Below are 11,856 nucleotides of genomic sequence, written 5' to 3'. Positions count from 1 at the left end.
GACTCCTAGGCATCTGCTTGCCGTTTATCGAGGTCACAGGACTGTGGACACAACTGTACTGAATCAATACCGCCAGCATACTGATGAACGTGCCGTCCATGTGGACATCCAGTTACTTTGTCTCAACGGCTGGCAATGTTAGCAGCGAAACAATTCAGCGCTACATTGAAGCTCAGGGCAAGAGTAATTGACCTTACTAGGGGCTAAAGCCCCCTGAGTTGGCTGTATCCCCTCGCTAAAGCGGAGGGGTTTTAGCCCGCCCACATCACTCCTATAACTATTACCATTACTCTTTAATTTATTGCCCCAAAGACGTGATCCAGTTCTAAGCCGCTCACTCCCCAGTTCATTTTCTTGTTTTGATGGATTGTCAACTGCCGCCTTCTGACCCCTTGCAAGTGCGCGGGGTTCCTCTGCCCTGTAGTGGTGCTCTGCTGGACTTCCTTGAACATGCGGTTGGTCAGGATCTTTGTTGCGCCCTAGTAGAGATTTTGGCGGCATTGCCTATGGGAGTTTGCCTCTACAATGCTGCCAAGCAAGTTATCTACATCAACCCCTACGCTCGCAACCTATTGGGGATCACTGATGCCTCGCAACCGGCAACGGAAATTTGGCAAAACATCCATCTTTTTGAGGAGGACAGCGCCGCCGCGCCGAATCATCCTCGTCCCTACCCCAAAGAGAACTTGCTGAAACCCCAAGGGCAACATCCTGCGGTTGATGAGCGCAGAACTGTGACTCTCCAGTATGGCGATCGCCGCATGACCATTGAGCTAGAAGTTAGACCGATTTTCAATCGTAGCGGGGAGATGCAACTTGGCCTGATCACCTTTCAGGATATTAGGGATCGCCATCGAGATGCAACGGAACACCAACATCTGATTAATCACTTGCGCCAGCAGGCAGAGCGCTACTACAGCCTAGTACAACGCCAAACGGATTTTTTGATTTGCTCGCGAGCCGATACGGTCATTACCTTTGCCAACACGGCCTTCTGCCGGGCGTTTGAACGGGCGGTGACCGACGTGATTGGCCAGCCGTGGGCGACCTTTGTCCTGCCGGAAGATTTACCTGCTCTGTTAGCCAAAGTCCAGGCATTGACACCCGATGCCCCCACCTTTACCAACGAGAACCGCGTCTGTAGCCCTCAAGGGATTAAGTACACCCAATGGATTAATTTAGGTATTTTTGACGACGCTGGCCAACTTGTCGAAATTCAGTCTGTGGGGCGCGATATTAGCATGCTCAAAGAGCAGTTATTACGGGAGCAGGCACTGAATCGGGTGATTCAGGCCATTCGTAACTCATTAGATCTCGAGACCATTTTTGCCACAGTGGTTGAAGAAGTTGGCAAGCTGTGGCTGAAGCTCGATTGCGTGGTGGTGCAGTACCTTCCCCATCGGCACGCATGGGTGCGGCGATCAGAGTATCGCCAAGATCCCAACTGGCCGCACCATATTGGCTACGAAGTTTCCGATGCCGATAACCCCATGGCCGCGCAGCTTAAGGCGGGTCACATTATCCAAATTAGCGATGCCAGTGAAATTACGGATCCCGTCCTAAAACCTTTAACCGAGATGTTTCCGGGGGCATGGCTGATAGTGCCCTTACGGGTAGAAGAGCAGACCTGGGGTGCCTTGGGGGTGTTTACTACCAATGGTGCCCACCAGTGGTCTGCGGCTGAAATTTCGCTGATGACGACGATTGCAACCCAACTGGAAGTGGCCATTTATCAAGCCAAGCTATACCAACGGGCACAGGAGGAATTGGCGCAGCGCCGCCGCATTGAAGCAGCATTGCGCGACAGTGAAGAACGATTTCGCTCAACTGCGATGAATGTGCCGGGAGCCATCTTTCGTTATCTGCACTTTCCTGATGGGCACAGTCAAGTTTTTTACCTCAACCCCATGTGTGAAAAGTTATGGGGTGTGCCAGCGGCGGTGGCAGCGGCGGATGGTTCTGCGCTCTGGCAGCTTGTGCATCCTGATGATCGCCCTGCCATGCTTGAATCTGTAGAGAAATCAGCCCGAACGTTGCAGCCATGGTTTTGGCAGTGGCGAATCATTCACCCCAATGGCGACATTCGCTGGCTGGAAGGGGCAGGTCAACCGGAGCGCCGCGACGATGGTGCGGTGATGTGGTACACCCTTGTTCTGGATGTGAGCGATCGCCATGCGGCTCAAGAGCGCCTACAAGAGCAACAGGCACAGTTAGATTTAGCGGTGCAAGCCTCCAATATTGGYTTTTATTTTTGCGACTTACGCMCCCAAACCGCCTATGTCTCTCCCACCTATAAAGCGCAGTTGGGGTATCCGGCCAATGCGGCGGAAGCCAGTCCTAAAGATTGGGCCAGCCGGCTGCATCCCGAGGATCGAGAGCGGGCAGTGAGTGCCTTTCAGCGGTTTCTGCGGGGCGAGGCAGCCTACAGCATTGATTTTCGCTTGCGTCACCGCGATGGCAGCTACCGCTGGATTCACAGTAAGGCTGTCCTCATTCGCGATTCCTTGGGGCAGCCCTGTAAGGTGGTGGGTACCCACATCGACATTACCGATCGCAAAACTGCGGAAATGGCCTTGCGAGAGAGTGAAGAGCGCTATCGACTGCTCGCGGAAAACATGAATGACATTGTGTGTGTGCACGATCCCGCTGGCCACTGCCTTTATATCAGCCCGTCCTACGAAGCACTCTTAGGGCGCAAGAGTACAGACCTAATTAGCCAACACTTTAGTGAACTGTCTCATCCTGAGGATCGCGCTCAGGTGCGGCAAGAATTGGCACAAATGATTCAACAAAATAAATTTTGGCCCCTCACCCATCGTGTGTGCACTGCCTCTGGCGAAACACTGTGGCTAGAGACCCTCATCAAGCCCCGCTACGACGACCAAGGTCAGTTACAAAGGCTGCAAACCACCTCGCGGGATGTGACGGCACGCCTTAAGGTGCAAAACCAACTGCATTACGAAGCCTACCACGACATGCTGACCGGCCTGCCCAATCGCCTTTACCTGATGGAACAGCTGGAAGCAGCGATCTCTGAGGCTCGCCGTAACCCCCGCTACCATTATGCCGTCGTCTTTTTAGACTTAGATGCCTTTAAGGTGATCAACGATAGTTTGGGTCATGGGGTTGGCGATCGCGTACTCGTTGAGTTTGCCCGGTTGCTGCGCAGCCTGATTCACCGCAGCCATACAGTGGCACGGTTTGGTGGCGATGAGTTTGTCATTTTGATGAGTGGCCTCAGCCATATACAGGAAGTGATTGCCCCCTGTGAAGGCATTATCACGCGCTTGCAAGACTCTATAAATGTTGATGAGCGGCAAATTTTTGTCAGTAGTAGCTTGGGTATGGTCTTTGCCCAAAATGAGTATCTAAACAGCCTTGAGGTGTTGCGCAATGCCGACATTGCAATGTATGAAGCCAAAGGCCATCAGCGGGGACGCTACGCCATTTTCAATCAAGGGATGTACAAGCAGGTGCTCCAACGCCTCCACATTGAACACGACCTCCGCCGTGCCCTAGAGCAGGATGAGCTGCGGGTGTTTTATCAGCCCTTTTTTGACTTACAGGAGCAGCGTTTAGTGGGGTTTGAAGCCTTAGTGCGCTGGTATCACCCTGAACGGGGTCTCATTTCGCCTGCTGAGTTTATTCCCATTGCGGAAGATACCGGCTTGATTGTGGCCTTAGATCAGTGGGTCTTGCGTCATGCCTGCCAGCAACTGACGCAGTGGTACCAGCAGTACCCCAGCACCAAGCGCCTGATTCTCGGTGTCAATGTCTCTGCCAAAACTCTGAAGCACCCAAATTTTTTGGCACACTTAGATCACATCCAACAGGAATTTCGTTTGGCGGAGGGCAGGTTAATCCTTGAGCTAACAGAGCGAATTGCACTAGAACTCAACGAAGAGATGAGGGGGCTACTGAGTGCCCTTAGCGATCGCCACATTGAAATTAGTATTGATGATTTTGGCACTGGCTATTCTTGCCTTAGCTACCTCCATAGTTTACCGATTCAGCACCTCAAAGTGGATCGCTCCTTCGTCAGTCAGCTGGAAAACAACCAACGTAACTATCAAATCACCCAAATGATTTTAGTCCTTACCCATCAATTGGGATACCGGGCGATCGCCGAAGGCATTGAAACGGCTGATCAGCTTCAACTGTTGCGGGAACTCGGGTGTGACTATGGCCAAGGGTATCTATTTGCCCGCCCAGCCCCTGCGAGCGCGATCGAACCCTTACTGCAAGCGCTATAGGTTGGCCACTAATTTAATTGTGTTGGTGTCCTCTGTTGGCTGCTGGCTAGTGGCGTTGTCTGGTTCATATCGATTCCGGCTCAGCCAACTGGTTGAGTGAGCTATCGCGGTTCAGCCGGCTCTTCGGTACTCACTGCAGGGCTACTAAAAGCTCCCTGCTTTAGCTGGGAGTAGTTTACAATCTTGCCTAGGCGTTCAATCTGTAGGGGGGTGGCTGGGAAATCCGCCTGAATTAAACGGCGAATGAGTTGCACACTGGCAAAGTTTTGGTCAATGTGGGGAATGCCCTGATTGTCGATGCGTACAGGAATGATCTTGCCTTGAAGAAACTGACCTGAGCCGTCTAATTCTACATCGAGGATCAAGGACTTACCGAGGTTACCGTAGCTACCCAAGGTTTGGTAGCCCACAAAGTTGCCCAAGGAGTAGGCAATGAGGCGGCCTTTGTAGAGTTCGAGGGCGCGAGGGACATGCGGGCCATGACCAAGGACTAAATCGGCCCCCTGGTCAATCATTGCCCGCGCAAATTGCACCACGTTACCCCGATCGTCGCCGTAGAAATATTCGGTGCGATCGCGAGTATGGATTTGGTCGCTGCCTTCAGCGCCACCGTGGAAGGTGACAACCACAATATCAGCCGTCTTCTTGGCCTGTTGCACCAGTGCTGCCCCTGCATTCAGGTCTTGGATGCGGTTTTGGCCATGGTAGGTGGCAAAGCCAATGAAGGCGGTTTTGATGCCATTGGTTTCAAGATAAGCAATCTGATTCAGGTCACCAACAGCGGTCATGCCTGCGGCGTTGATGTGGCGCATCGTATCCCGAAAGCCCTGTTCATTGAAGTCATAGCTATGGTTATTTGCCACGCTCAGCACATCAAAGCCAGTGTTCCGCAGGAGCTGGGCATAGCTGGGAGGTGAACGAAAGGCAAAGCTGCGACCACTGCTGGTGTTTTTGAAGGGATGGGGATAATCGGTGAGGGTGCTTTCGTAGTTGCCAAAGAGAATATCAGCCCCCTGTAGGTGGGGCTTAACGTGGGCAAATAGTACTTGTGGATCAGCAGGAAGGCGATTATTGGGAAAATTCGTTCCCAAGACCATATCCCCCACCGCTTTAATGCGCAGGCGATGCTCTACCGCAGTAGAGGGAGGGAGAATGGCGGGAGGGCTTGGCTGTGGTGTGGTGACTGCGGGGGTTGGCTCCGGAGTGTCCGTCGGTGCAACTTCGGCAGTCAGTTGATTCTGTACGGCCCACGCCACAACCCCCGTGCTAGCGATCGCCAACACGCTAAGGGTAACCGCAGTAACGCCCGATTGCCTCGTTTTACTAGGTGTTGTAGGGGGAACGGCGGCAGGCAGAGTCATTGCTTCAGCCCCAGCAGCCGCTAAGCTCTCCTTAAGCTGTACAGTCTGTGTCCATTCCGGCCACTCTTCCCCCTTGAGGCGACCGTGGAGTCGCACACTGAGAATTCCTTGAGGACTCAGACGCTTCAGACCTTTGAGGACAAATTGGACACAGGCGTCGGGAGGCAGCGATCGCCCCGCTTCAAACATAATTTGTAAACAGTCACCCCGCCGTCGCACGAGGGCATGAACTCCCTTAAGATTTAGGGTGCGGTTCATCAATTGGGCGATCGCCTCCGCTTGACCCCGCTGCGCGTCCTGCCACAGTAGCTCCAAAGATGCTGCCATACAGCCTGTTTTTCAGGTTTGAGTCAGAGAATGTTGGGGGTGAGCCACCCTGCCGTTATTCTAGGGGATACTGCCAAGGATCATTCTAAGAAACAGACCAATTTAGCAAACGTCACGCCAAGCTAATTGTTATGCAACGCCCGTAATAAGTCATGGCGACTAATAATCCCCACCAGTTGGCCATCGTGATCCAGAACCGGTAAGCGACTAATGTGGTGGGTCACCATCAGGCGGGCAGCTTCGGAAATAGGCGCATCCACAGACACCGTATGGGGGTTAGGGGTCATTACATCTTGTACCTGCTGGCCTAGGGTTTTCTTCAGGTGCTGATGAAAGGATTCTGGGGACTCAAAGTAAATGACACTCCCTAAAAACGTAATGTACAGTGGTGGTTCTAGGGGCGCTTCCCGGACAATTAAATCCGCCTCTGACACTAAACCCACAAGGGTGCCATTGCTGTTAAGCACCGGTAACCCCCGCACCTGTTTTTCCTCCATGAGTTTAATGGCCTCAGTAATCGGGGCATCGGCGCGAATGGTGTAAGGGTTGGGGGTCATGTAATCACGAACAACAGCAGTCATAGCGAACCCAAGGAATGAGAGGACAGTTCAAGGGAAGGGTAACCACCATTCACTGCCAGATCAGGCCGGAGACTTTGGGCATGGCGCAAGTAGGCATGGTAAATGGGGTGATCGGCGCTAGGGGTATTGACATAAATCAGGCAGCGAATACAGTAGGGCAAGCCCCCCTCAACGTGCATTTGCTGGACATCCAACAGCGGAATATTGCGCCAGTGGGGGCACTCGCGGGCGATCGCCGCCGGAAAAATTTGATCTAGATCCCGAGTGACCGAAAACGTGACACTAATCACTTCCGAGAAATCAAGGGCGTTGCGCCGTTCGATTTCGCTGAGGAGTTCCAGCACTGCCTCACGGATAGCTGGAATAGAGTTTTCAGTGGCGGTGGTTGCTCCACGAATTGCTCGGACACGCCAGCCCACGTTATGCTCCTCCATGCAGCTACTGTATCCAGCTTAGGGGCGATAGAGCCACAGGGGAAGCCCATGGGTGGCCATTTCAAATTCTAGCCACTCCAGTCCTGCACGCCACGGGTAGTGTCGCTCTTCCTGCTGACGGGGAAGGAGCCGCGCCAAGGGGGACTTAGGTTCCTCGATGGTGTGTACTTTGGCTTTCTCTGGATCTAAGCCCGCTAACTCTGCTAGCCATCGCCGCGCGTCCTCTTCGGTGCCCAAGCGATCCACCAAGCCAAGGGCAAGAGCTTGCTCCCCTGTAAACACCCGGCCATCGGCAAACTGCCGTACCGTTTCAACCTCTAGGTTGCGGCCTTCGGCAACGGTTTGCACAAACTGTAGGTAGCTGGTATCAATCAACTCTTGCAGAATCCGAGTTTCCTCCTCAGTCAGCTCGCGGTCAAAGGCCAAAATATCCTTATAGGGGCCAGACTTAATCACCTTGAAGGACACCCCCACCTTATCGAGGAGTCGTTGCAGGTTGTTACCGCGCAAAATAACGCCAATGCTGCCGGTAATGGTGCCCGGATTGGCCATGATATGTTCGGCTCCCATGCCAATATAAACCCCACCGGAAGCGGAAATATTGCCAAAGCTAGCAACAATCTTGATCTTTGAGCGGAGTCGCTTTAGCGCCCCATAGATTTCTTGGGAATCTCCCACGGTGCCACCAGGGCTGTCGATGCGCAGCAGTAGCGCTGGGTACCCCCGCTCCTCAATCGTCTTTAAGGCTTTGAGAACTCGTTTGCGCGTCCCACTGGCGATCGCCCCGGTAATTTCAAGGCGAGCAATCTGGTGGCGATAGCTACGGAACAGTGGCCAAGGCATAGGCAGATAATCTTCAGTCCTGCGTGATCAGCATTTTCTTCAGACTTCTACTGTAGCAGCGAGTTGTAAAAGGATTCCATCGCTGCTAAAAGCTGCTAGAGTGGCACTAGATTTCAGTGTGGTTGCTTAGCCACGACTGTGGTGCTGAGCAACCCCGCTAACGTGCTCAAATGTTTGGTGTGAGGTCGGAGTGGACAACTGGTACGAGGGAACCCAAGGACTCGATCCTACAGGGTCGATTGGCGTGTTTGACAGCGGGGTAGGTGGCCTAACGGTTTTACGTGCCCTACAAGCTCAGTTGCCAAGGGAGTCGTTTCTTTACCTTGCGGATACAGCACGACTTCCCTACGGCACCCGCAGCCGCAGTGAGATTCTCCAGTACGTGCGGGAAATCCTCACGTGGATGCAGCATCGGGGGATCAAAATGGCCGTCATGGCCTGCAATACCAGTTCTGCCCTTGCCCTAGAACAGGTGCGCCATGAATTTTCCTTTCCCATTTTGGGACTCATTGAACCTGCTGCTCAGGCCGCTGTCACCATTGGTAAACGCATTGGCATTATTGCGACCCCTGCCACCGTTAAAAGTGGTACCTATGTACGGGTACTGCAGGAGTGCTCCCCCCACGTGGCGATCGCCCAAGTGGCCTGTCCGGAATTTGTGCCCTTAATTGAAAGTAACTGCCTCAGCGGCGAGCGAGTGCGCCGTAGTGTTCGCCAAGCCTTAGCCCCTCTGATTGAATTTGGACTCGACACCTTAGTGTACGGGTGTACCCACTACCCACACCTGCGCCACATCATTGCGGACTACCTTCCCAGTTCAGTTCATCACCTTGATCCGGCGACAACTGTTGCCCATAGCACTGCCCATGCCCTGAAAGCGCTCTCTCTCCAGACGGTTGCGCACCAAGGGCACGTTCACTTCTACGTCAGTGGTGCTCCAGAGCAGTTTGCCCGACTTGCCTCCCAGTGGTTAGGGTACTACCCCCGCACTCAACACCTACCCCTGAGTGTCCTCAGCCAGTCCTACAGTGTTGAGATCACCCTGCCCACGGTGCCTGCCGTTGTTGCCAGTTGAACCTGCCTTGCTAGGGAAATTTTGGCACAATAGAAGTTAGTTATCCCTGTGGGGATAGCCAGTGAATTCTATTGACTACCCTCGGAGGAACCTCGTGAGTAGTACCAGTAACTTTCAGGATGCCATTCGCCAAGCCCAAAGTAGCGCCCTAGTGGGGCCTAACGTCATCCGCAATGCACTTCCCTTTGTGGGGGGTGGCCTTCTTCTCACTGCCGTGGGTAGCTGGGGTGGCTTGGGGGTTATCAGTACCGCACCACAACTGTTTATGCCCACCTTTATTGTGGCAATTATTGCTGAAATTGCTCTCTTTTTCATTGCCCAAGGTGTGGCGGCCAAAGGTAACAATGGAGCAGCCGTCCCCCTACTTGCCACCTATAGCTTGCTGTCGGGCTATACCCTTGCGGGTCTGATCTATGTTGCCCTGAGCACCGTCGGCATTATGGGGATTGTGATTGCAGCAGGGGGGTGCGGCATCACATTTATGGCAGCTAGCCCCATTGGTTCGAATTTGTCAGAGCGCGATGGCTTTGCCCTTGCCAAAACGGTGCAACTGGGAATCATTGCCCTATTGGTGGTGCTGGTTGCCCAACTACTGTTTAGCTTCTTTGGCGTCTTTACCCCCACCTTTTTGGAAATTGCCATCTCTGGTGTTGGGGTAGTGCTCTTTGTCGGCGCTGCGGTGGTGGACTTTTTTATCTTGCCTCGCACCTACCGCGATGACCAGTACCTCGCGGCGGCGCTTTCGATGTACTTGACCTACATCAACCTGTTTATTTTTATTCTCCGCTTATTGATCGCGTTTAATCGCCGCCAGGGGTGACTCACTCCGAAGTAAGTGACATTGGGCATGATCTCTGAGCAGATGATCGCACAGGACTAAGGCCACCATGGCCTCTACCATGGGCACCGCTCGAGGTAAGACACAGGGATCATGCCGCCCTTTTGCCGCTAGGATAGTTTCTTCTCCCGCTTGATTCACGGTTTTTTGGCGTTGGCCAATGGTTGCGGTGGGCTTAAAGGCCACTCGCAAAATAATATTTTCACCGTTGGAAATCCCCCCTTGAATGCCGCCAGAACGGTTGGTGCGGGTGCGAATACGGCCTGCTTGGTCGGCATAGAATTCATCGTTGTGCTCCAGACCTGTGAGGAGGGTGCCCGCAAACCCAGAGCCAATTTCAAACCCTTTGCTGGCGGGCAAGGACATGAGTGCCTTAGCGAGGTCTGCCTCTAGCTTGTCGAACACTGGGGAGCCTAGCCCTACGGGCACATTGCGAGCCACACATTCAATGACACCGCCAATGGAGTTGGCCTGCCGCCGGATCGCATCCACAAGGGCAATCATCTGCTCGGCGGTGGTGGGGTCGGGGCAGCGCATGATGTTGGCCTCCACTGCGGTGGCGGTGACGGTGTCGGGATCGACCGTGGCTTCAATGTCTTTAACTCGCTTAACGTAGGCAATGATTTCAATCCCGGCCACCTGGGTTAAAATTTTGCGGGCGATCGCCCCTGCGGCCACCCGCCCAATGGTTTCACGAGCGGAGGAACGACCTCCTCCCTGCCAGTTGCGAATGCCGTACTTACCGTCATAGGTGGCATCGGCGTGGGAGGGACGATAGACCTGTGCCATATCGGCGTAGTCAGCGGGACGGGGATCCTGATTGCGCACCAAAATGGCAATGGGAGTGCCGAGGGTTTTGCCCTGAAAGACTCCGGAGATAATTTCGCAGCGATCGCCCTCTTGGCGTGGTGTTGTCAGGCGGCTTTGACCGGGGCGACGGCGATCCAACTCTTTTTGAATATCTGCTTCACAAAGGTCAAGTTGCGGCGGGCAGCCATCCACCACGACCCCCACCCCTCCCCCGTGGGACTCCCCAAAAGTTGTGACCCGAAACAAATGCCCAAAGGTATTCCCCATGCTCGACTCAACCAACAATGGATTTCATTACGTTTGTTTTAGCCCTCTTTCGGCAGACTAAAGGCCATGCCACAGCCACAGGTTTGAGCAGCATTGGGGTTGTGAAAGCGAAACGCACCCCCCATCAAATCTTCGACATAGTCCACCCGTAGTCCCTTGAGCAACGGCACGTGTTGTGCTGCGAGGGCGATCGTCCACCCTTGGGATTGAGTCACCACATCGGTAGCTTCGGGTTCCCTCACTAATGCTAGATGATAGCTCCAGTCGCCACAGGTACTTGGCTCCACACAAATGCGAAAGACACTGCCAGCCTGCTGCTTGCCTTGGTGTGCCTGTAATCGCTCCAGTTCTTGAACCGCTGCTGTGGTTAGTTCCACCATAGTGACGATAAAATCAGCGCAAACCAGTATATCGTGCTTTGAGCAATCCCTGAGCGCATCTTGCGATTGATGCTTCGCATTCAATCGTCAGTTCGCGAAGGGCGTGGATCGTCTGGGGACGCTTGATCTTCAATGTACGCCAACAGTGTTTGAATGCTGGCGTGTCCTCCCACACTGATACAGCTATAAGCCCTGCTCCAGAAATAGGGTTTCCAAAAGAATTGCTTCAAGTAGTCAGAATACTCTTGCCGCATTCGTCTAGAGGACACAGATTTTAGGTTTTTTACTAGATTGGCAGGCTGAATCATGGGATGGGCATCAATCAGCAAGTAAACTTCCCCGTCCTAGAAGGGCGAGGCTTTCTGTAGCCCTCCGGCTATCTCGCAAGCCAGCCAGGAGCCTCTAGGCAGCGTTACGGACTGCCCCAAAAGCGCAATATTGATTGCTCCATTTAGGTCTGCATCACCAATCCATCCGCAATGCCCACACTTGAACTTTTTTTCAGTCCTCAGCCCAATATGCAAGCAACAATGGCAGGTTTGACTGGTATAGGCAGGTGGTACAGCAACCACCTCAACTCCTTCCTTGATACCCTTGTATTCTAGGAATTGTCGCAACTGATAGAACGCCCAACTGTTAGACCGTCTCCGCTCGGTCGTGTTTCTCGGTTGCTGGTTGATTCTATAG

Annotated in this window: 11 protein-coding genes and 1 pseudogene; 4 read left to right on the top strand and 8 right to left on the bottom strand. The window is 53.4% G+C overall.

Annotated features, from left to right (window positions below; translation table 11 throughout):
* Positions 1 to 89: 89 nt before the first annotated feature.
* Both L5470_RS11535 and L5470_RS11530 read left to right on the top strand, forming a co-directional pair.
* Positions 90 to 191 (top strand): annotated as a pseudogene (locus L5470_RS11535) (transposase); the annotation flags it as partial.
* A 171-nt stretch (positions 192 to 362) separates the two neighbouring features.
* Positions 363 to 4,253, top strand: coding sequence for a Tlr1612 family c-di-GMP phosphodiesterase (locus L5470_RS11530; protein WP_499500057.1), 3,891 nt, complete (start codon positions 363 to 365; stop codon positions 4,251 to 4,253).
* Positions 4,254 to 4,354: 101 nt separating this feature from the next.
* On the opposite strand, the gene L5470_RS11525 is transcribed toward L5470_RS11530, so the two are convergent.
* From L5470_RS11525 to sppA, 4 genes are all read right to left on the bottom strand, one after another.
* Positions 4,355 to 5,941 carry a CapA family protein gene (locus tag L5470_RS11525; protein ID WP_499500056.1) on the bottom strand — a complete coding sequence of 529 codons (1,587 nt, stop codon included), beginning with the start codon at positions 5,939 to 5,941 and terminating at the stop codon, positions 4,355 to 4,357.
* Positions 5,942 to 6,063: 122 nt separating this feature from the next.
* A complete protein-coding gene (locus L5470_RS11520) occupies positions 6,064 to 6,522 on the bottom strand; it encodes a CBS domain-containing protein (protein WP_099797642.1) in 459 nt (152 codons plus the stop codon).
* Positions 6,519 to 6,941 (bottom strand): chorismate mutase, encoded by a 423-nt coding sequence (gene aroH, locus L5470_RS11515; protein ID WP_227517463.1) that lies wholly within the window; start codon positions 6,939 to 6,941, stop codon positions 6,519 to 6,521. Before aroH ends, L5470_RS11520 begins: the two co-directional genes overlap by 4 nt.
* 33 nt (positions 6,942 to 6,974) lie before the next feature.
* A complete protein-coding gene (gene sppA, locus L5470_RS11510; RefSeq protein WP_099797644.1) occupies positions 6,975 to 7,799 on the bottom strand; it encodes a signal peptide peptidase SppA in 825 nt (274 codons plus the stop codon).
* Positions 7,800 to 7,989: 190 nt separating this feature from the next.
* Here sppA and murI point away from each other — a divergent pair, with 190 nt between their 5' ends.
* Both murI and L5470_RS11500 read left to right on the top strand, forming a co-directional pair.
* The gene (gene murI, locus L5470_RS11505; RefSeq protein WP_099797645.1) at positions 7,990 to 8,874 is read left to right on the top strand and encodes a glutamate racemase; all 885 of its coding nucleotides are present in this window, start codon (positions 7,990 to 7,992) and stop codon (positions 8,872 to 8,874) included.
* Positions 8,875 to 8,968: 94 nt separating this feature from the next.
* Complete coding sequence (locus L5470_RS11500) at positions 8,969 to 9,694, top strand: Bax inhibitor-1/YccA family protein (RefSeq protein ID WP_099797646.1); 726 nt, start codon at positions 8,969 to 8,971, stop codon at positions 9,692 to 9,694.
* Here L5470_RS11500 and aroC read toward each other — a convergent pair.
* From aroC to L5470_RS11480, 4 genes are all read right to left on the bottom strand, one after another.
* Entirely contained in the window at positions 9,662 to 10,789 is a 1,128-nt protein-coding gene (aroC, locus tag L5470_RS11495; RefSeq protein WP_499500055.1) for a chorismate synthase, read from the bottom strand. The genes L5470_RS11500 and aroC overlap by 33 nt on opposite strands.
* 38 nt (positions 10,790 to 10,827) lie before the next feature.
* Positions 10,828 to 11,169: a HesB/IscA family protein gene (locus L5470_RS11490; protein ID WP_099797647.1), complete on the bottom strand. Its 342-nt coding sequence runs from the start codon at positions 11,167 to 11,169 to the stop codon at positions 10,828 to 10,830.
* Positions 11,170 to 11,249: 80 nt separating this feature from the next.
* Entirely contained in the window at positions 11,250 to 11,498 is a 249-nt protein-coding gene (locus L5470_RS11485; protein WP_099797648.1) for a transposase, read from the bottom strand.
* Positions 11,499 to 11,513: 15 nt separating this feature from the next.
* The coding region (locus L5470_RS11480; RefSeq protein WP_499500054.1) for a zinc ribbon domain-containing protein at positions 11,514 to 11,856 on the bottom strand (343 nt) is incomplete at its 5' end.

The sequence above is a fragment of the Synechococcus sp. PCC 6717 genome, from assembly GCF_022698185.1.
Taxonomy (GTDB): domain Bacteria; phylum Cyanobacteriota; class Cyanobacteriia; order Thermosynechococcales; family Thermosynechococcaceae; genus Thermosynechococcus; species Thermosynechococcus lividus.
Note: the sequence above shows the minus strand (reverse complement) of the source record. Positions and strands in the feature narration are given on the sequence as shown.